Source organism: Gordonibacter sp. RACS_AR49 (assembly GCF_030418435.1).
GTDB classification, from domain to species: domain Bacteria; phylum Actinomycetota; class Coriobacteriia; order Coriobacteriales; family Eggerthellaceae; genus Gordonibacter; species Gordonibacter urolithinfaciens.
In genome coordinates, this window is sequence record NZ_JAIUDM010000001.1 from 928,121 (window position 1) to 948,255 (window position 20,135).

A 20,135-nucleotide genomic window follows, 5' to 3' on the forward strand; every position below is an offset into this window, starting at 1 on the left:
GGGCGAAAAAAGAAATGTCAACGGCAACTATGAGGAACAATGAAATGACCCATTTGGCGAAGCGCGCCGTGCGCGACTCCTTCGTGAAGCTTGCCCCTCGCGAGCAGGCGAAGAATCCCGTTATGCTCATGGTGTACCTATCGGCCATCCTGACGCTCGTCCTGTTCGTGCTGTCGCTGTTCGGCATCACGGACTCCCAGCCCGGCTTCATCATCGCCATCTCGGCGGTGCTGTGGCTCACGGTGCTGTTCGCGAACTTCGCGGAGGCGCTCGCCGAGGGCCGCGGCAAGGCCCAGGCCGACTCGCTGCGCGCCGCCAAGCGCGACGTGCCCGCGCACAAGCTCAACGAGGGCCTGGTGGCGAAGGGCCATCACGTGGACGACCCGGCGGAGTTCTTCCGCCTGCAGGCCGACGAGGTGAGCTCGGCGGTTCTGAAGAAGAAGGATCTCTTCTACGTGGCGGCTGGCGAGCAGATCCCGGCTGATGGCGAGATCGTCATCGGCGCCGCATCGGTGGACGAGAGCGCCATCACCGGCGAGTCGGCTCCGGTTATCCGCGAGTCCGGCGGCGACCGCTCCGCCGTGACGGGTGGCACCACCGTGCTTTCCGACTGGCTGGTCGTGCGCGTGACGGCCGATGCGGGCCACAGCTTCCTCGACCAGATGATCGCCATGGTGGAGTCGGCTACCCGCAAGAAGACCCCGAACGAGATCGCGCTCGAGATACTGCTCGTGGCGCTGACCATCGTGTTCCTGATCGTGTCGGTGTCGCTGTTCGCGTTCAGCGGCTTCAGCGCGAACCAGGAGGGTATCGCGAATCCCACCACCATCACCTCGCTCGTGGCGCTGTTCGTGTGCCTGGCGCCCACCACCATCGGTGCGCTTCTGTCGGCTATCGGCATTGCCGGAATGAGCCGCCTGAACCGGGCGAACGTATTGGCCATGAGCGGCCGCGCCGTGGAGGCCGCGGGGGATGTGGACGTGCTTTTGCTGGACAAGACGGGCACCATCACGCTGGGCAACCGGCAGGCCGCCGAGTTCATACCGGTGGACGGCGCCACCGAGCACGACGTGGCCGACGCGGCGCAGCTGGCCAGCCTCACCGACGAGACGCCCGAGGGCCGCAGCATCGTGGTGCTGGCGAAGGAGCGCTTCGGCATCCGCGCCCGCGAGCTGGAAGGCTCGGGCATGGTCAGCATCCCGTTCACCGCGCAGACGCGCATGAGCGGCGTGGACTTCGAGGGCCACGAGATTCGGAAGGGGGCGGCCGATGCCGTCAAGGATTATGTGGAGTCGCGCGGCGGCGCGTACAGCGGCGAGTGCGCCGCAGTCGTTGCGGATGTCTCGCGTGCAGGCGGCACTCCGCTGCTCGTTGCTCGCGATCATCGTATTCTGGGCGTTATCCATCTGAAGGACATCGTGAAGCAGGGCATCAAGGAGAACTTCGCTGATCTGCGCACCATGGGCATCAAGACCGTCATGATAACGGGCGACAACCCCATGACGGCCGCCGCCATCGCAGCCGAGGCCGGCGTGGACGACTTCATCGCCGAGGCCACGCCCGAGACGAAGCTGGCCGCCATCCGCCAGTACCAGGCCGAGGGCCACATGGTGGCCATGACGGGCGACGGCACGAACGACGCACCCGCGCTTGCGCAGGCCGACGTGGCCGTGGCTATGAACAGCGGCACCCAGGCTGCCAAGGAAGCCGGCAACATGGTGGACCTGGACTCTTCGCCCACGAAGCTCATCGACGTCGTGCGCATCGGCAAGCAGCTGCTCATGACACGCGGCAGCCTGACCACGTTCTCCATAGCGAACGACCTGGCGAAGTACTTCGCCATCGTGCCCGCGTTGTTCGTGCCGCTGTATCCTCAGCTCGAGGCGCTGAACATCATGCACCTCACGAACCCCTACACGGCTATCATGGCGGCCATCATCTACAACGCTCTCATCATCGTGGCGCTCATTCCGTTGGCGCTGCGCGGTGTGAAGTACCGCGAGGCGTCGTCGCAGAGCCTGCTGTCCCGCAACCTGTTGGTATACGGTCTGGGCGGCATCGTCCTGCCGTTCGTTGTCATCAAGCTGCTCGACATGATGTTGACGGCTTTGGGTGTGGCGTGAGGATAGCTCTCGTCCTGCAGTTTGGTTTGGCAAAAGCTCTGCATTCAATACTCCGCAGGTCAAAAGCAATAACTGACCTGCGGACCGAATTGGAAAGGATCACCTCATGAAGCAAGTGAAAATATGGGGAAGCGCAGCGCTCCTCTTCCTCGTCACAACAGTGCTGTGCGGTGTTGTCTACACGGCTGTTTGCACAGGTGTCGCGCAAATCTTCTTCCCTTATCAGGCAAACGGCTCTATCATCGAAGTCGATGGGACAAAGTACGGCAGCGAGCTTGTCGGCCAGGAGTTCCACGATCAGGATCATATGTGGGGCCGGCTCACGAACGCAAACGTCTCTGCGTTTGCCGACGACGAGGGCAATCCCGTCATGTGGTACGGCCCGTCGAACCTGAGTCCCGCGAGCGACGATTTTGCCGCTACGGTGCAGGCCCGTATCGACGAGATCCATGCAGCCCACCCCGAGAAGGGCGACGAGCCCATCCCCAGCGACCTCGTCACGAACTCCGGCAGCGGCTTCGACCCCCATATCTCCCCGGCTGCCGCCGAGTACCAGGTGGAGCGGTTGGCGAAGAACACCGGCAAGACACCTTCCGAGATCCGCGCCATCATCGAGCAGTGCACCGAGCAGCCCCAGTTCGGTGTTCTCGGCGATGCCCGTGTGAACGTCCTCAAGGTGAACCTCATGCTCGACGGTATCCTGCAGTAGCCGCCTTCCCAACCGTTCGAAACCGCCGAATGCCCTTGATGTTTCACGTGAAACATCAAGGGGCGGGAAAACGCCCTGAATAACGGCCGCGTATCAATATCTGAAGATACGCCGAATAACTAGCCGTCCGCGAGCGAGGGCTCGCTGGGAAGCCCTACACTGGTCCGCAACGGAAAAACGAGGGCCGCATGCGGGCCGCCTAAAAGAGCGGACAGGCAGCGGCGGCCAGTTGAAAGGACGAGGCTATGGCCGATCGCGTAGTGGAGAGCTCGGACGTAGAAGTACCCGAGATCCCCGAGATCCTGGAAAAGGTACTGCTCTTCTCGCTGGAAGAGGCGAAGGAGAAGATGAAGCAAGGTGCCGACGTGGTGCCGTTCACCGCGCTCGTGGTGAAGGAGAACCTGTTCTTGGAGAACCATCCGGGCGAGTCGGCGGACGAATGCTTCGCCTTCGCGCGCCACACGGTGGAGAACGCCCGCGGCGCCGAGGCGTACGCTCTGTGCTATGACGGCTACGTGGAAGTCGATGACGAGACGAAGGATGCGCTCATCGCCGAGGGCGGCATTCCCGGCGAGGACGAGGGCGTGGCCGTTGGATTCCTTTACACGATGAGCGAAGACGGGGAGCCTGCGTTCGAGGAGGAGCCGGCCTACATCGGCGAGGCGCCGAACTTCATGAGCGGCCTCAAGGAGGCCGACCAGTACGACGAGGACGAGATCGACGAGAAGTACCTCGACGACGAAGAGGACCTCGAGGGAGAGACCGAGTAACTACGCAGGCGCTGATCATCTGCGGCAGCTAAAGAAGCGCCGCGAAGAGGCGGATAATCGAGCCGGCTGTGTCCCACATGGAACACAGCCGGCTCTCTGTTTTCAATTCGGCCATGTTCCAATATTGAGGATCCTTTCAAGAAAGAAGCGGTTACCCGTGTACGCAAGACCCTTCCGCTCACGCTCATGGCCAGGGTTTTCGAATTACGGAAGCGGTCGTGTCAGATGCGCGCCTTACCCGCGCAAGGAACGCGCGGCTGATGCGCAAGGTCCGCACGTCATCCGCGTCGGATCCGCGTCAGTTCCACGCGGCTCCACGACGGTTGAATTACGGTCGCCCGGCAAGGTCGCGTTGCTATACTGCTCGCAGAGAAGTTCAGCGGACAAGCGGGAGGCACGCCGCGCAATGATGGTGAAAGCATGTGCGCGCTGGTAAGGAAGAAAGTTTTCCTTGTAGCCCATGAGGCCCTTTGCTAGAATAGGCAAGCTAATCCTGCTCCGGGTTAACTGCCTTCACCAGCCCCGGAGCCGCTAAAGACCAAAGGAGGTGAGCTGATGAAGGCTTATGAATTGCTGTTTTTTGTCGCTCCGTCTATCGACGAAGAATCCCGTGCCGCTGTTATGAAGCGTATTGAGACCACGATCGCCGAGGGCGAGGGTACGGTTGACAACGTCGACAACTGGGGCAAGCGCAAACTCGCTTACGAGATCGACGGTCTGACCGACGGTGACTACACTCTCATCGATTTCCATGCCGATCCCGCTAACGTTGCTGAACTCGATCGCGTTCTTCGCATCAATGACGCCGTTGTGCGCCATATGATCGTCAAGCGTACCGATCGCGATTAAGAGCACGTGGCATTGGGCGCCCGCGGCGCCCCAGCATGAGAAGAAGAGGTAGGTATCATGAGCATCAACCGAGTTATCATCAGCGGAAACCTGACGCGCGATCCCGAGCTGCGCTCCACGGCGAGCGGTTTGCCGGTACTCGGCTTCGGCGTTGCCGTGAACGACCGCCGCAAGAACCAGCAGACGGGCGAGTGGGAGGACTATCCCAACTTCATCGACTGCACCATGTTCGGCGCCCGTGCCGAGAGCCTCTCGCGCTACCTCAACAAGGGCACGAAGGTGTCCATCGAGGGCAAGCTCCGCTGGAGCCAGTGGGAGCGCGACGGCCAGAAGCGCAGCAAGATCGAGGTGATCGTCGACGAGCTCGAGTTCATGTCGAGCCGCAACAGCGATTCGTCCTCATACGGCGGAAACCAGTCGTATGGCGGCAACGCGGGCGGCTATTCCCCGGCTCCGGCCGCAGCCCCCATGGCTGCGCCGGTGGTCGATGCCTCTTCTTCGGTCTACGATGAAGACATCCCGTTTTAAGCGAAACGAAAGAGGTTTGTGAAATGTCCGATTACGCGAAGCAGCCGCGTCGCAAGTTCTGCCAGTTCTGCAAGGACGAGGCGAACTACGTCGACTACAAAGACACGCAAATGCTGCGCAAATACGTTACCGATCGCGGAAAGATCAAGCCGCGCCGGGTGACGGGTGCCTGCACCCAGCACCAGCGCGACATCGCGAACGCCGTCAAGCGTGCCCGCGAGATGGCTTTGATGCCGTACGCGGTGCCCGCCGTCAGCGGTCGCGGCGATCGTCGCAGCCGCTAGGCGCAAGGAGGGTTCCATGAAAGTCATCCTGCTTCAAGAATTGAAGGGCAAGGGCGGTGAAGGCGACGTCGTCGACGTGGCCCCCGGCTTTGCCAACAACTACCTGCTTCCCCAGAAGCTCGCCATCCTGGCGACGAAGGGGAACCTCAAGCAGCTCGAGCAGCGCAAGCACAACATTGCGAAGCGCGAGGAGAACCGCATTGCCGACGCCGAGAAGATGAAGGCCGCCCTCGAGGGTGCCACCGTCAAGGTCGAGGCGAAGGTCGGCGAGGAGGGCCAGCTGTTCGGCTCCGTCACCGCCGTCATGGTCGCCGACGCCATCAAGGCCGCCACCGACCTCGATGTGGACAAGCGCCGCCTCGAGCTCGGCCATGCCATCAAGACGGCTGGCGAGCACGAAGTGGTCTACGGCATCTACCGCGACATCAAGGTGTCCGTGAAGCTGCTGGTGGGCAACGTCGATGAGCCGGCCGAGGCCGAGGTCGTCGAGGTCGAGGAGACCGTGGAGGTTGTCGAGGAGGCCGAGGCTCCCGCCGAGGCTGCCGAGACGGCTACCGAGGAATAAATACTTTTCCACAGGACCCAACTTGTGGAAACGGGGGAAAACCCCCTTTGCCCCGCTGACGGGCGAAGGGGGTTTTCCGTTGCATGTGGATAACGCATCTCATGGTTTTTCGAGAAGAAAAATACATATGATCTGCGGTAATGTATGCGGTACTATAGCGGGGAACAAGGTAGCGGACACCTGAAGGAGCGAGAAGAGCCACTATGCCGGAAGCGTACCAGGCCAGCACAAGGAGCAACGACTTCAACGACGGATCGGCACCGAAGAACAAGCCGATGCCGCAGAACATCGAGGCCGAGAAGTCCGTCTTGGCGGCCTGCATGCTGAACGCCGAGGCGGTGGAGGAGCTCATTCTGAAGCTCAAGCCCGAGTCGTTCTACCGCCCGGCGCACCGCATTATCTTCGAGTCCATCTGCGAGTTGAACACGCGCCGCATTCCCATCGACCAGATATCGCTCGCCGACAACCTGAACGCAACGGGCCAGCTGGAGGCCGTGGGTGGCAAGCCTTATCTGGTCGATTTGGCCGACAACACGTTCGCGCTCACGAACTGGCAGAACCACGCCGAGATCGTGAAGCGCACGGCCATCCTCCGCGAGCTCATCTACGCCGCCGCCTCCATCAACGCGCTGGCCTACGACGCGCCCGACAACCTGGACGAGGTGGTGGAGGACGCTGAGAAGACGCTGTTCGGTGTGACCGAGAAGCGCGTGTCGTCCACGTTCTCCAAGATGGATTCCCTGCTCACCGAGGCGTTCGAGGAAATCACCAAGCTGGCCGAGCAGCAGAACCATATGGCTGGCGTGCCCACCGGCTTCAAGGACGCCGACGACCTGTTCCACGGCTTCCGCGGCGGCGACCTGGTCATCTTGGCCGCCCGCCCCGGCGTGGGCAAGACGTCGTTCGCCCTGAACCTGGCCGTGAACGCCGCCAAGTCGGGCGCGGCCGTTGCCTTCTTCTCGCTGGAGATGAGCGCGGGCCAGCTGGTCCAGCGTATCCTCTGCGCCGAGGCGCGCGTCAGCTTGTCGAAGATCCGCGCGGGCTTCATATCGGAGGGCGACTGGGGGGCCATCGCCGATGCGTCGAACACGCTTTCGAAGCTGGAGCTGTACATCGACGACTCGCCGGGCCTGTCCATCCTCGAAGCGCGCGCCAAGGCGCGCCGCGAGTTGCGCCGCACCGAAGGCAAGGGCCTCATCATCGTGGACTACCTGCAGCTCATGCAGCCGCCCTCCACGCGCCGCGACGGCAACCGCGCCGTGGAGGTGGGCGAGATATCGCGAGGCCTGAAGGTGCTCGCGAAGGAGATGGACATGCCCGTGATTGCGCTGTCGCAGCTGTCCCGTGCCGTGGAGATGCGCGGAAAGAAGCGCCCGATGCTCTCCGACCTGCGCGAGTCCGGCTCCATCGAGCAGGACGCCGACATCGTCATGTTCATCGACCGAAGCATGGACGAGACGGAGGCGGAAAGCGAGGACCGCCCTGATCTGGGCACGGCGCAGCTCATCGTGGCGAAGCACCGAAACGGTCCCACCCGCGATATCGACCTGGCGTTCAACCCGGAGTACACGCGCTTCATGGATTTCATCGACGATTCGCGCGCAGGCGGCTTCTAGCCGGCCCGCGCGAGCCGCGTACGCGCTACACTGGTGCCCATGCGAAAGCGAATCACATTCATCCATGCGGCCGACCTGCATCTCGGCGCGCCGTTCCGCGGCCTGAGAGCGCTCTCGGAAACGTGGGCGAACCGCCTGCTCACGGCTATCCCCGAAGCATACGATCGCGTGGTGGACGCCGCGCTGGCCCGCAAGGTCGACTTCGTGGTCATCGCAGGCGATATCTTCGACAGCGCACGCGCGTCTTACGGCGATTACCTGCACTTCTTCGAGGGTCTGCGCCGTCTGGACAAGGCCGGCATCCCCGTGTACCTGTGTACCGGCAACCATGACCCCTTTACTTCATGGAGCCGCGACTTCTTCGCGTTCCCGCCGAACACCCTCATGCTGCCGGCCGACAAGCCCGGTTTCGCGGCCTATCGGCGCGACGGCGAGACGCTGGCCCTTATCGGCGGGCGCGGCTACTACAACCAAACGTGGCCGTCCGACGAGGATATCGCTGCCGGCTTGACGCGTGCAGCGGCCGAGCAGGCGCTGGCCGATGCCGTGCCCGACGTCGCGCACGCGCCCTTCGCCGTGGGCGTGCTGCACACGGGATTGGACCTCGATCCGGTGAAGGCGCCCACGAGCCCCGCCGCCCTCCTGCGGTCGGGCATGGACTACTGGGCGCTCGGCCATATACATATGAAATACGCCCATCCCTCGTTCGACGACCCGCGCCTCGTGTTCTCGGGCTGCATCCAGGGCCGTGATATCAAGGAGACGGGTGAGCGCGGCTGCTTTGCCGTGACGTTGGAGGAAGGCGCGAGCCCCGCGCTCGAGTTCGTTCCCACGGCCAGCGTGGTATGGCAGCGCATGGATGTGGACGTGGCCGATTGCGCGAACGTGGCCGAGGTCACCGACAAGATCATGCGGGAGCTGTTCCGCGTGAACGGCAAGGCCCATTGCGAGGAGATGTGCGTGCGCATCACGCTCACGGGCACCACGCCGCTGCACGCGGTGTTCGCGCGCCCCGGAGTGCTGGAAGACCTGCGCAAGCACATCAACGACGGCTACCCGTCGTTTTTCTGCGACGCGCTCGTCGATGCCACGCTACGTCCGTACGACAAGGAGGCGCTGCGCCGGGAAGGCCTGTTCCCAGCCGTGTTCCTGCAGGTGGCCGACGCCCTGCGCGCCGACCGCGAGGACGAGATAGCCTATATCCAGGAAGAGTTCCTGCTCAAGAACATCCAGCTGCCCAGCGCCTACACGCGCCGCATCGACGATTTGGCGGCCGACGCCGAGGACCTGGTGCTCGACCTGCTGAGCCGGGGTGACGAATGACGGCCGAGCACGGTGGCGCGCCGTACCTCAAGCGCATGAAGATCACGAGCTTCGGCGCCTTCGCCAACAAGGTGGTGGGCCCGTTCACCCCGCACCTCAACGTGGTGTTCGGCGAGAACGAGGCCGGCAAGTCCACGCTGGCCTCGTTCGCAGGCGGCGTGCTGTTCGGGTGGGAGGAGGCCCGCGGCGTCCGCAATACCTATAAGCCGCGCAACGCCGACCGCGCCGGCTCGCTGTTCTTCGCCCCGCGCCCGGAAGAGGGGGACTCTCTTCAGGGCGAGAATGCTGACGCCTCCGCGGCCGCCTCGGCATCCGAACCCGGGGTGCTCGCATCCGGGTCTGTCTCCGAGTCCGAAAACGAGCTCGTGCTCTCGCGCGTGCGCAACGCCGACGGCCTGCAAGGTCCGGTCGAGCTGGTGGACGACATCGACCGCGAGACGTTCCAGACCATGTTCTCGCTCACGGCCGACGAGCTGCGCAGCCTGCGCAACACCACCGATATGACCGCGAAGCTGCTCACGGCGGGATCCGGCACGGGCGCGAGCCCCGCCCACGCGCTCGCCGAGGTGCAGGACCGCCTGGCCGAATACACCTCGAAGGCCGCCGGCATCGAGCATTCCATCGCGCGCCTGACCGCCGAGCAGGACGACCTGCGCGCCCAGATGGCCGCCGCCGCGGACGAAACGGAGCGCTACAAGGCCCAGGACAAGGAGTTCCACGAGCTGGCGCCGCAGCGTGCGCAGCTGTTGGCGCGCCTGGACGCGCTCAACGCATCCATCGAGGAGCTTGCCGCGCAGCGCGCCAGCCTGGAGAAGCTGGACGCCCAGCGCGACCAGCTGCGCCGTCAGCGCGACAGCCTGCGCGAGGACGAGGCCGCCTTGGCCGCCGAGCACCGTGTGCGCGAGCAGACCTCGGACCCGGCGCTCGTGGCCCTGGGCGCCGCCGACGAGCGCGCCCTGCGCGACCGCATCGACGCGCTGGCCGAGGAGCAGGCGAAATGCGCGCACAGCGTGGACCTGGCCAAGGAGAACTGCGCAACGTCCACCGCCGCCTACGAGGCGCTGCTCGAAACCGAGGACGTGCATCAGGTGCATGAGGGGCGCCGGCGCCAGCGCAGCGTGCAGGTGGGACTGTCCATCGCGCTGCCCCTTGTGTTCGTGGCGGCCGGCGTGCCGCTGTTCATGCACGGCCGCGAGATCACCAGCCTGTCGTTCACCGCGCTCGGCATAGGCCTGGTGGTGTTTGCCCTCATGCTGGCCGCCGCTGCGCTGGTCATGCTGTTCCGACCCGACAAGGCCGCCGAGGCGCTGGAGGCCCGCAAGCAGGATGCCCAGTGGGTCATGCTGCAGGACAAGAAGAAGCTCGAGGCATGCCTGTCGGCGCAAGAGCAGCTGGCAGCACGCATCTGGTCCCAGCTGGATGCTGTCGGCCTCTCGGCTGCGCAGGGTTCTCTTCGCAGCGCCCGCTCGCTTCTGGCCGAGGCGAAGGACGCCCGCGCCGAGACGGGCCTGTTCCAACAGCGCCAGCAGGCGCTGGCCTCGCGCCTGTCCTCCGTGGAGGACAACCTCGCCGATGTCGAGCGCCAACGCGCCCGGGCCGTCGAGCGCGCAGGCTTGCGCGACGGCGCCTCTGTAGAGGACGTGGATGCCGCCATCGAACAGCGCACCAGGCAGCGCGTCGGCCTATTGGAGACCAGCGAGAGCCTGAACCGTCGCTACGGCGAGCTGAAACAGGAGCTCTCCCAGGCCAAGCACGCGCACCGATTCGACGAGCTGAAACTGCGCTACCAGCAGGTGCGCACGCGCCAAGACGAGAGCGCCCAGGACTACGCGCGCCTGCTCTTGGCGAAGCGCATGCTGGAGGCCGCCATCGCCGCATGGGAATCCAAGAGCCAGCCCGAGGTGTACCGCCAGGCCAGCCGCCTTCTCTCGCTCATGACCGACGGGCGCTGGGTCAAGGTGGTCATGACGCCCGAGGGCCGGCTGCAGGTGATGGATGCGGTGAAGACGGAGCGCGAGCCCGTTCACCTGTCGCTGGGCACGTGCCAGCAGCTCTACCTGGCACTGCGCATCGCGCTGCTCATGACGGCCGACAACGTGGGCCGCTCCGTGCCCATCTTGGCCGATGACATCTTGGTGAACTTCGATGCTCGCCGCCGCATCGGTGCCGCCCGTGCGCTTGCGGAACTGTCCCGCACGCGCCAGGTGATCCTGTTCACCTGCCATGAAGAAATAGTAGAGTCCATGCGGTCGGTCGATCCGGCGCTGAACGTTGTGGAACTGTAATATAATCATGAATCTGCGGATAGGTTGACGGCCCGGCGCGCAGGCGCGGGCGCGAAAGGATGCGAACCATATGCCCAGCACGGTACTCGTCGGCGCCCAGTGGGGAGACGAAGGCAAAGGCAAGATAACCGACCTGATCGCACGCGAATACGATTTCGTCGTGCGCTACCAAGGCGGCAACAACGCCGGCCACACGGTCATCCACGGCGACAAGAAGCTCGCGCTGCACCTCATGCCCTCCGGCGTCATGTACGACCATGCGGTGCCGGTCATCGGCAACGGCGTGGTGGTGGATCCCGGCGTGCTTATCAAGGAGATGGCCATGCTTGAGGCCGAGGGAATCTCCTGCAAAAACCTCAAGATCAGCTGCGATGCGCACGTCATCATGCCCTACCACAAGGACTTCGACGGCGCGGACGAGAAGCGCCTGGGCGAGAACAAGATCGGCACCACCAAGCGCGGCATCGGCCCGTGCTACCAGGACAAGGCCGCCCGCAAGGGCATCCGCATCCAGGACCTGCTGGACGAGAAGATATTCCGCCTGAAGCTGGAGACGGCGCTGGCGCAGAAGAACCCCGTGCTGCAGAAGATATACGGCCTGCACACCTACACGGTCGACGAGATCTGTGAGGAGTACCTGCCCTACGCGCGCATCCTCAAACCCTACATGGCCGAGACGGCCCAGCTGCTGAACGAGGGCCTGCGCGAAGGCAAGTCGATACTCTTCGAGGGCGCGCAGGGCACGCTCTTGGACATCGACCACGGCACGTACCCCTACGTCACCAGCTCGTCGTGCTGCGCCGGCGGCGCCGCTACGGGCTCGGGCGTGGGGCCCACGGCCATCGAGCGCGTGCTGGGCATCCAGAAGGCCTACATCACGCGCGTGGGCGAGGGCCCGTTCCCCACGGAGCAGCGCTTCCCCGAGGACGGCGGAGAGGGCGAGGAGGCCGAGGTCGGCGAGATGCTGTGCGCGGTGGGCCACGAGTTCGGGGTGACCACGGGGCGCAAGCGCCGCTGCGGCTGGTTCGATGCGGTCATCGCGCGCTACGCGGCCGAGGTCAACGGCCTCACCGACGTTGCGCTCACGAAGCTGGACGTGCTGTCGGCCTTCGACACCATCAAAGTGTGCACGGCCTACGAGTGCGAGGGCAAGGTGTACGACTACTTCCCCATGCAGCAAAGCGTGCTGTTCCACGCGAAGCCCGTGTACGAGGAGCTGCCCGGTTGGAAGGGCGTCGACATCACCGAATGCCGTACCTTCGAGGAGCTGCCCGAGAACGCGCAGCGCTACGTGGAGTACCTGGAGAAGATCACCGGCGTGCCCGTCAGCATCATTGCCGTGGGCCCCGATCGCGACCAGACGATCATGAGAGGGTGGGATCGCTAATGAACATCTTGGTGTTGGGCGGCGGCGGCCGCGAGCATGCCATCGCGTGGTCGCTAGCGAAGTCCCCGCGCACGGACAAGCTCTACGTGGCCCCCGGCAACGGCGGCACGGCCGATATCGCCCGCAACGTGGGCGACCTGGCCGTCGAGGACGGCCGCGCGGTGCTCGCGTTCGTGGAGGAGCACGACGTGGAGCTCGTGGTCATCGGCCCCGAGGCGCCGCTCGTTGCGGGCGTGGCCGACGAGCTGCGCGAGGCCGGCATCGCCGTGTTCGGCCCCGACGCCCAGGGCGCCCAGCTCGAGGGCAGTAAGACGTTCAGCAAGCGCTTCATGGACGCCCACGGTATACCCACCGCGCGTTACGGCAGCTTCGACGATCTCGAGGAAGCGCTGGGCTACCTGTCCGCGCTGGAAGCCCCGGTTGTGGTGAAGGCCGACGGCCTGGCGGCGGGCAAGGGCGTCATCGTGGCCGAGGACAAGGAGACGGCGGAAGAGGCCGTGCGCTCCTGCTTCGACGGCGCGTTCGGCCAGGCCGGCTCTACCGTGGTCATCGAGGAGTGCCTCACCGGCCCCGAATGCTCGCTGCTCGCGTTTGTGTCGGGCGGCAAGGCCCATTGCATGGCCACGGCCCAGGACCACAAGCGCGCCTTCGACGGCGACCGCGGCCCGAACACGGGCGGCATGGGCGTGTACTCGCCCGTGCCCATCGTGACGGCCGACGAGCTGGCCGCCATGCACGAGATCATGGAGAAGTCCGCCGCCGCCACGGCCACCGACTTCGCCTGCGACTACCGCGGCGTGCTGTACGGCGGCTTCATGCTCACGCCCGAGGGCCCGAAGGTGCTGGAGTTCAACGCGCGCTTCGGCGACCCCGAGACGCAGGTTGTGCTGCCGCGCCTGGAGGCCGACCTCGTGGACATCGTGCTGGCCGTGGCCGAGGGCCGGCCCGATGACATCGAGCTGCGCTGGAGCGAACAGTGGGCCGTGTGCGTGGTGCTGGCCAGCGAAGGCTATCCCGGTGCCTACGAGAAGGGCAAGGTCATCCTCGGCATCGAGGAGGCCGAGGAGATAGAGGGCGTGACGGTGTTCCATGCCGGCACGGCCCGCAACGCCGACGGCGAGCTGGTCACGGCCGGGGGCCGCGTGCTCAACGTGGTGGCGCTGGGCGACTCGTTCGACGACGCCCGGGAGAAGGCCTACGAGGCCTGCAGTCTCATCAACTTCGAGGGCAAGCAGTACCGTACCGACATCGGCAAGAAGGCCGCCGCCGGTCGCGAGGCTTGGAACTAACCACTCCGGGCATGCCCCGAGGCGTCCCGCAGGGGCGCGTTTCGGGGCATGCCCGCGCGTTTTCGCAGTAAACGAGAAGAGGTCTTCGCATTGCTATCTGAACGCATGCTCACGGCGGTGGTCCGCCAGTGCACGAAAAGCTACCTGAAGCTCCGGCCCACCGATGACGTGCGGGTTCCCGCGCCGAAGCCGGGGCAGAAGTACATGCTGTACATGCACGTGCCGTTCTGCGAGCGGCTGTGCCCGTACTGCTCGTTCAACCGCTTTCCGTTCGCGGAGGATCGCGCGCGGCCGTACTTCGCCAGCATGCGCAAAGAGATGATGATGCTGAAAGAGCTGGGCTACGATTTCGAGAGCCTGTACGTGGGCGGCGGCACGCCCACCATCATGATCGACGAGCTGTGCGACACCATCGATCTGGCGAAGGAGACGTTCTCTATCAAGGAGGTTTCCAGCGAGACGAACCCGAACCACCTGATACCGGCGTACCTGGACAAGCTGCAGGGCCGCGTGCAGCGCTTGAGCGTGGGCGTGCAGAGCTTCGACGACGGCCTGCTCAAGCAGATGGACCGCTACGACAAGTACGGCAGCGGCGCCGAGATTCTCGCGCGAATCGGCGAGGCCAGCCCGTACTTCACCTCGCTCAACGTGGATATGATCTTCAACTTTCCCGCGCAGACCGAGGACATCCTCATCAACGACATCGAGCGCGTGGTGGAAAGCGGCACGAGCCAGACGACGTTCTACCCGCTTATGGCCAGCCCCAGCGTCGCACGCCAGCTCGCCCGCACCGTGGGGCGCGTGGACTACGCCCGCGAGCGCACGTACTACGAGATCATCAGCGAACTCTTGGCCGGCGGCCCCGACCCGCTGTTCGAGCACGGCAGCGCCTGGACGTTCAACAAGCGCGGAACCGGCGTGGCCGGCGAGGACGCCATGATCGACGAGTACGTGGTGGACTACGAGGAGTACCCCGCCATCGGAAGCGGCGGCATCACGTACCTGGGCGACAACCTGTTCGTGAACACGTTCTCCGTGAACGACTACAACGCCGCCATCGCGCAGGGCCGTATGTCGCTCATGGGCAAGACCACCTTCAGCAAGCATGACCGCATGCGCTACCGCTTCATGATGCAGCTGTTCGGCCTGCGCCTGGACAAGCGCCAGTTCCGAAAGGACTTCGGCTGCACCGTGGAGGCCGGCCTGCCCGTGGAGATGGCCTTCATGAAAGCATCCGGAGCCTTCGACCGCGACACGTCCGACGAGCTCACCCTCACCCCGAAGGGCCGCTACCTCATGGTGGTCATGATGCGCCAGTTCTTCATCGGCGTGAACAACCTCCGCGACCAAGCGCGAGCCGCCTTGGTGGGCGAGGAGAGGGAGCTGATTTTCGGGTAGCGAGGCGGTCCAGGCACCGGCGTGTAATTCAGTCTTCAAACTACGGTTTAGTTAACCCCCCGTGTGCAAAATGTTAAGATGTATTTTCAGTACGTCTATGCCCGGCATGCCAAGCGGCGAGAACGAGGGAGCTGAAAGATGACCGGTAGCAAGAAGCATAGCGAGGGCTTCACGCTCGCAGAGCTCCTGCTCTCCATCGCCATTATTCTGGTGCTCGCCGCCATTGCCATTCCCTCTATTGTCAACGCGCAGAACAACATGCGCATGGCGGAGTTGAACAACGCCGCCGAGTCCATCGCCAACGCCGCCCAAACCCAGATGACCGCCAAGAAGGCTGCCGGAACGTGGTTGGCGCTGATCGACGGCCCCGACGGCAAGGTGAAGTACCCTGCCGCAACGGGATCAGCCGATTCCGACACCTACTATATGGTGGCAGACGATCTTGACAGCCTTCAGGGTGCGCGAGGCAACGGCATCGTTCCGAGCCTCTCCATCGACGATGCCGTCCGCAACGGCGACTACGTCATTGTGTTCAAGGCTTCGACTGCCAGCGTGGAGGCTGTCTACTACACCGACGGAAAATCCGGCTTCTTCGGCAGTTCCCCCGCCCGCACGAATGCCGCCCAAACCTACTACGCCAGCCATGGCTCCACCGACCAAGCCGCCCGCATGAAAAACGACCCCATGATCGGTTACTACCAGGGCACCCCCGCCGGCGCCACTGACGCCGTAGCCTTGCAGAACCCGGTGATCTGGGTGGGAAGCGAAGGCAAAGCCCAAGGGCTGTTGTTCGTACTCGATCAAAATATTGTCGATCATACGTCATGGAAGACGGTAACCGAGCTATCGCTCTCGAAAACTTTGGACGATGGCAGCGAAGTGTCATTTACGATAGCGGGCATGGACGACGATGCTGGAAAAAACTCGCTAATAACGGTCACGGCTAATGCAAATGGCAAAACGGTCACCGGTTCCTATACTTCTGAAGCCTCCGGACAGCCTGTTCTACAGCGGTTGGATCGCGACGGGAGTCAAGGAAAAGCATACGCGCTTGACCTGAATGCGCTTGTCCGAGCAGTGAAGGCCGACCCTCTTCCAGATGGTAAAAAGCTGATCACGATACTAGATAATTTTAAAGTGCATGATTCTGTGCGCGCCGAAGCAAAGGTGGAAGCGGCGAATCTCCCATGCGTAGCTGCCACCGCAACGGCAAATATCGAATGGCCCCAACAAGTCGGTAAGTTGTCGCTGTACATTAGCACCCCTTGGTCGACGGTGCTTGCGGGCGAAACCGGAGAAGGCGAGAACAATCCCTCTTACCTCTCTGAGTCGAATTACAATCAACCTGAGATGAAAGCGACGACGATCGAAGGTGGATCGTCCCTCACCATCGAAGGCGTTCCCACCCAAGAGGATTTCTCATTACCCAACTCGAAATCCAATGTCACGCTCAAGGGCATTAATAAACAAAATGGCTGGCAGTCGTACCTCGGCATGAATGTGGCGTATGACGCAGCAGCAGCCGATCAGACTTTTGTCCTTGAAGGATCGGTTGGATCGTTCACTAGTATGACGGGAAGTCGCAAAACCCACTACTATCAGCCTTGGGAGCTATGGGCTCAAAATGCCGACAAAGAGTATGTGCGTGTCGGATACGTGCGCAATGGCGATTGGGAGTGGGCGAATGTTAACAATTCGAACTGCTCGTCGCTTGACGATGCCATTTCGTGGGGTTATGAAGATGGAACAACCTTCGACAGCATAACCGATCCTGCTATTGACGTCAGTCGTATTGTCAAGATGCAGATATCGGCGAATAACTGGGGGGACGTGCCGGATAAGCTTAGCTTGAGGGATCCTGAGGGAAGCGTGTCCCTCTATCTTCGGACGGCTCCAAGAACTTCAGAGGTGAGCGAATACTTCGACAAGAAGGCGGAAAACGGTACGCTGATTTCGGATTTGACAGTCGGCGAAGGGCAGGAATACAACAAGATCAGCGCGCGCGGAGTGAACAAGACCGTAAACACGTCTGTTAGCCAGAATTTCGAGAGGGAATTCGGCGCCTCGTCGGCGGACGTTGCATGGTCCATTGCACGTGACAACGATACAGGATTCAATAACGGGAACGTGTTTTCCAATGACCGCGGTGCTGTTCGCGTATATTATTCGATATCTCCGGGTTTGGGGTTCAAGAACATACAGAATAACGCCGATCCTTTCAATTTGAGAAGCACGCAGATAACAAATGCCTCGTTGTTCATGTATCTGAAAAACGAACACGGCGGACTGACGAAGCAGGCAACCGCCCAACCGTATAAAAGCATACCGGGATCGTATACTTTTACGAGTACCACCAACGCGACCGATTATGAGCTTAAGACAACGGAAGACTATCGTTTCTACCGCGCGGTTTCCTATTACGAAAAAACGAAGAATGGCGATCTGGAAATAGAGACCAAGCTGAACATACCCTCCCAATATGTGCCCTATGGTGATCAAGGAACGAAGGTGGCTCAAGGATACGACAAAACAATCGATAAGGTTGACTGGGAGTTTTTAGGATGGCAGACCGAAGATACGAGCACCGGTAAAATCGAAATCTTATCGAGTGGTTCGCTTTTGTCGAGCTATGATAAAACGCTTAGCTACACTGGGGCAAAACTTGTTGCCAAGTATCGCATTGTTCCCAAGTTCGGACTTGCCTACCTCGAAATTAATAAAGAGGGGAAGGTAACCGCATGCTACGGGTATCTTGGTGAAAAAGGCGCTTGGACGGATCCGCTGCCAACCGACAACACGTTCACGTCTTGGGGATACTATGCTGTCGTGGAGCAAGGCACTCTTGGAGATAACCAACAGCTAGAAGTCAACGGCAATGCGATTACGGTGTCGAAAACTGCTCAAGAAGTTGCAATTGGCGAAGTTGCGTACGATGCCTATCTCATTACAAGTAGCGGCAAATCGAGCACCCAGCGAGTGGAGATGTTCGCTACAGGAGCGGATGAGGAAGACAAGTACGATTTCTGGTTCAATGCAAACTTCGCTTGTGCCATAGCTGTAACGAACGACGACGCTAACGCTCTTGGAAGCGAAAACGATCCGTGGAAGGTGCGCCACGCAACGCAATTTCCAGGAGCAATTAAAGCAAACGGTGGGATACAGGCAGTTTACACGAGCGGTCATTTCAAACAAACCCACAGCATAGATATGGCGGATGCGCCTGCCGATGCATATGAAAGAAAGTTTATCAGTACCTTCTCCGGCGTTTACGATGGGGGAGGCGAAGCTGGGTGCAGCATAGAAAACTATTGGTATCGCTTGATGAGCGAGCAGAATCATCGGCAGGGATTATTTCCTTATGCAGAAAAAGCCATATTGAAAAACATCATTCTTCACGGTGCGTCTGCTGCTAAGCATACTGACGTTTGGGATGGGCAAAATGTCAATGCAATGTTTGGGTGCTTGGTAGGTGAGGCCCGAAACTGTATTATTAGCAAATGCTCGATTGTTAACGATTCGATCGGGGACAGATATCTGAGCATTTCGGTAACGAACGTGGGGACAAGCTCGTCCTCGGCCATGGGATCGCTTGTAGGGTTGGCAAGCGATACAACTCTCTCCGATTGCAGCGTGGCAGGGCTCTCCTTGTCGCTTGAAAGTCGAGAGGATACTTGGGGTAATAAGAATTATTCCATGGGAGGACTCGTCGGTCAGTGTTCCAATTCGTCGTTGTCCAATTGCGAGGTAAACAAGGTGATTATGGAGGGTCTCACACCCACCCAATCTTCAAGCTTTTTATTGGCCGGAGGGATGGTAGGCTCTTTTTCTTCAAGTGGCGAGACCGAGAAGCAGATGAGCGGATGCAAAGCGACGAGCGTTCGCTTTGTTGCGAAGAGCCAGAAAAGCTATGCTGTTGGAGGAGTCGTCGGGTTCAAGGATGGCGGCAGCGTGGCTAGCTCCAATAGTTTTTCTGATGCGTATTTGTACTCGAAAACCAACCCTAGCGGGCTGCTAATCCAAACGGCGATCGGGGAAAAGGTGACGCCGAAATGAGCCGCGGCACGAGTGTACATTCGCACTTAGAAGACGAAACCGGCGCCTCCATCGTCATTGCGCTGGTGTTCTTCCTCATCTGCGCCGTCATCGGGTCGGTGGTGCTCACGGCGGCTTCGGTGCAGGCGAAGGCTGTGCAGACGCATAGGGAAATGCAACAGGCAGAGTTTACGGTAGGGTCGGCTGCAGGTTTTATCGGCTCGCAGCTGAAGTATCCGCTCACTGCGGTTTATGATGACAGCGATAACCTCCTCCGCCTTGCACCGGTTTCAGGCGAAACGAACGATGCGCCTTTCTTTTACGTTTTCTGGCAGGCATATGGCGAAAAGATCGCTGAAACCTATCGGAACCACGCTTACTTTGAAGTCGAAAGCCTCAAGGTGCAGCAATCCGAGGTAGGCACGGTCTTTGGGCGCATAGTCGTTACGGGAAACTTGGATTTTGAAATAGACCTTTCTTTGGAAGAGGACATGTCGGCATCTTCTCCCTATAATATGCACGTTTATATCCAAAGCATTCCGACGTTCGATATCAAGGGAGAGCTCAAAGCGGTCGAATACGAATCTCCGGTTATCACAAAAGCCGAGGGGGCCAAGCGATGAGAGCGCGAAAAGCCTTATGGCGAAAGCTTACTGAGCGTTCGGGCGATACGTTGGTGGAAGCTTTAACGGCGATCCTTATCGCGGCTCTAGGTTCTGCGCTTTTGGCCACTATGGTGATGTCGGCGACCAACATCGCATCCAGAAACGAAAGGGCCCTTTCGGCTGTCTATCAGGCAGAAAGCAATCTAGCCACTGCTACGCCGAGCGGTTCTACCGTGTCGGTCAGCATACCGGCGCAGAATGATACAGGCGCCCTCTCAACCGGCGCTATCTACATTGGCCTCTACCAAGTGAACGGGCCGAACGGTATCGAATTCGCTCGATATGCCAAATCAGAGAAGCCAAAATAGAAGC

At 61.5% G+C, this 20,135-nt stretch carries 16 protein-coding genes; all 16 read left to right on the forward strand.

Annotation, left to right across the window (positions count from 1 at the left end; translation table 11 throughout):
- The first annotated feature begins 44 nt into the window (after positions 1 to 44).
- Positions 45 to 2,123 carry a potassium-transporting ATPase subunit KdpB gene (kdpB, locus tag LB310_RS03940; RefSeq protein WP_301154576.1) on the forward strand — a complete coding sequence of 693 codons (2,079 nt, stop codon included), beginning with the start codon at positions 45 to 47 and terminating at the stop codon, positions 2,121 to 2,123.
- Between the two features lie 106 nt (positions 2,124 to 2,229).
- Complete coding sequence (gene kdpC, locus LB310_RS03945; protein WP_278806832.1) at positions 2,230 to 2,832, forward strand: potassium-transporting ATPase subunit KdpC; 603 nt, start codon at positions 2,230 to 2,232, stop codon at positions 2,830 to 2,832.
- 245 nt (positions 2,833 to 3,077) lie between these two features.
- Positions 3,078 to 3,602 carry a hypothetical protein gene (locus LB310_RS03950; RefSeq protein WP_123672929.1) on the forward strand — a complete coding sequence of 175 codons (525 nt, stop codon included), beginning with the start codon at positions 3,078 to 3,080 and terminating at the stop codon, positions 3,600 to 3,602.
- A gap of 555 nt (positions 3,603 to 4,157) precedes the next feature.
- Entirely contained in the window at positions 4,158 to 4,451 is a 294-nt protein-coding gene (rpsF, locus tag LB310_RS03955; RefSeq protein ID WP_015539264.1) for a 30S ribosomal protein S6, read from the forward strand.
- A gap of 57 nt (positions 4,452 to 4,508) precedes the next feature.
- Positions 4,509 to 4,979 carry a single-stranded DNA-binding protein gene (locus LB310_RS03960; RefSeq protein ID WP_087191170.1) on the forward strand — a complete coding sequence of 157 codons (471 nt, stop codon included), beginning with the start codon at positions 4,509 to 4,511 and terminating at the stop codon, positions 4,977 to 4,979.
- 23 nt (positions 4,980 to 5,002) lie between these two features.
- Positions 5,003 to 5,263 carry a 30S ribosomal protein S18 gene (gene rpsR, locus LB310_RS03965; RefSeq protein ID WP_015539262.1) on the forward strand — a complete coding sequence of 87 codons (261 nt, stop codon included), beginning with the start codon at positions 5,003 to 5,005 and terminating at the stop codon, positions 5,261 to 5,263.
- Between the two features lie 16 nt (positions 5,264 to 5,279).
- A complete protein-coding gene (gene rplI, locus LB310_RS03970) occupies positions 5,280 to 5,828 on the forward strand; it encodes a 50S ribosomal protein L9 (protein WP_123672927.1) in 549 nt (182 codons plus the stop codon).
- A gap of 203 nt (positions 5,829 to 6,031) precedes the next feature.
- On the forward strand, positions 6,032 to 7,444 hold the full coding sequence (gene dnaB / locus LB310_RS03975) for a replicative DNA helicase (protein ID WP_087191172.1): 1,413 nt from the start codon (positions 6,032 to 6,034) through the stop codon (positions 7,442 to 7,444).
- A 39-nt stretch (positions 7,445 to 7,483) separates the two neighbouring features.
- Positions 7,484 to 8,767 (forward strand): DNA repair exonuclease, encoded by a 1,284-nt coding sequence (locus LB310_RS03980; protein ID WP_123672925.1) that lies wholly within the window; start codon positions 7,484 to 7,486, stop codon positions 8,765 to 8,767.
- A complete protein-coding gene (locus tag LB310_RS03985; protein WP_278806835.1) occupies positions 8,764 to 11,052 on the forward strand; it encodes an AAA family ATPase in 2,289 nt (762 codons plus the stop codon). Before LB310_RS03980 ends, LB310_RS03985 begins: the two co-directional genes overlap by 4 nt.
- Before the next feature lie 70 nt (positions 11,053 to 11,122).
- Positions 11,123 to 12,439: an adenylosuccinate synthase gene (locus LB310_RS03990; protein WP_123672921.1), complete on the forward strand. Its 1,317-nt coding sequence runs from the start codon at positions 11,123 to 11,125 to the stop codon at positions 12,437 to 12,439.
- Positions 12,439 to 13,728, forward strand: coding sequence for a phosphoribosylamine--glycine ligase (gene purD, locus LB310_RS03995; RefSeq protein WP_087191175.1), 1,290 nt, complete (start codon positions 12,439 to 12,441; stop codon positions 13,726 to 13,728). Before LB310_RS03990 ends, purD begins: the two co-directional genes overlap by 1 nt.
- 90 nt (positions 13,729 to 13,818) lie before the next feature.
- On the forward strand, positions 13,819 to 15,126 hold the full coding sequence (locus LB310_RS04000; RefSeq protein ID WP_278806836.1) for a coproporphyrinogen III oxidase family protein: 1,308 nt from the start codon (positions 13,819 to 13,821) through the stop codon (positions 15,124 to 15,126).
- Between the two features lie 138 nt (positions 15,127 to 15,264).
- Positions 15,265 to 19,179 carry a type II secretion system protein gene (locus LB310_RS04005; RefSeq protein WP_278806837.1) on the forward strand — a complete coding sequence of 1,305 codons (3,915 nt, stop codon included), beginning with the start codon at positions 15,265 to 15,267 and terminating at the stop codon, positions 19,177 to 19,179.
- On the forward strand, positions 19,176 to 19,781 hold the full coding sequence (locus tag LB310_RS04010) for a hypothetical protein (RefSeq protein ID WP_123672917.1): 606 nt from the start codon (positions 19,176 to 19,178) through the stop codon (positions 19,779 to 19,781). Before LB310_RS04005 ends, LB310_RS04010 begins: the two co-directional genes overlap by 4 nt.
- Positions 19,778 to 20,131: a hypothetical protein gene (locus tag LB310_RS04015; RefSeq protein WP_123672915.1), complete on the forward strand. Its 354-nt coding sequence runs from the start codon at positions 19,778 to 19,780 to the stop codon at positions 20,129 to 20,131. The genes LB310_RS04010 and LB310_RS04015 overlap by 4 nt, the downstream gene beginning before the upstream one ends.
- Positions 20,132 to 20,135: the final 4 nt, after the last annotated feature.

Bases quoted from the DNA above. Each gene is read 5' to 3' on its own strand.
- LB310_RS03960 (WP_087191170.1), top strand. From the start codon at position 4,509: ATGAGCATCAACCGAGTTATCATCAGCGGAAACCTGACGCGCGATCCC.
- kdpC (WP_278806832.1), top strand. From the start codon at position 2,230: ATGAAGCAAGTGAAAATATGGGGAAGCGCAGCGCTCCTCTTCCTCGTC.
- LB310_RS04005 (WP_278806837.1), top strand. From the start codon at position 15,265: ATGACCGGTAGCAAGAAGCATAGCGAGGGCTTCACGCTCGCAGAGCTC.
- kdpB (WP_301154576.1), top strand. From the start codon at position 45: ATGACCCATTTGGCGAAGCGCGCCGTGCGCGACTCCTTCGTGAAGCTT.
- dnaB (WP_087191172.1), top strand. From the start codon at position 6,032: ATGCCGGAAGCGTACCAGGCCAGCACAAGGAGCAACGACTTCAACGAC.
- LB310_RS03950 (WP_123672929.1), top strand. From the start codon at position 3,078: ATGGCCGATCGCGTAGTGGAGAGCTCGGACGTAGAAGTACCCGAGATC.
- purD (WP_087191175.1), top strand. From the start codon at position 12,439: ATGAACATCTTGGTGTTGGGCGGCGGCGGCCGCGAGCATGCCATCGCG.
- LB310_RS03985 (WP_278806835.1), top strand. From the start codon at position 8,764: ATGACGGCCGAGCACGGTGGCGCGCCGTACCTCAAGCGCATGAAGATC.
- LB310_RS03980 (WP_123672925.1), top strand. From the start codon at position 7,484: ATGCGAAAGCGAATCACATTCATCCATGCGGCCGACCTGCATCTCGGC.
- LB310_RS04015 (WP_123672915.1), top strand. From the start codon at position 19,778: ATGAGAGCGCGAAAAGCCTTATGGCGAAAGCTTACTGAGCGTTCGGGC.
- rplI (WP_123672927.1), top strand. From the start codon at position 5,280: ATGAAAGTCATCCTGCTTCAAGAATTGAAGGGCAAGGGCGGTGAAGGC.
- LB310_RS03990 (WP_123672921.1), top strand. From the start codon at position 11,123: ATGCCCAGCACGGTACTCGTCGGCGCCCAGTGGGGAGACGAAGGCAAA.
- rpsR (WP_015539262.1), top strand. From the start codon at position 5,003: ATGTCCGATTACGCGAAGCAGCCGCGTCGCAAGTTCTGCCAGTTCTGC.
- LB310_RS04010 (WP_123672917.1), top strand. From the start codon at position 19,176: ATGAGCCGCGGCACGAGTGTACATTCGCACTTAGAAGACGAAACCGGC.
- rpsF (WP_015539264.1), top strand. From the start codon at position 4,158: ATGAAGGCTTATGAATTGCTGTTTTTTGTCGCTCCGTCTATCGACGAA.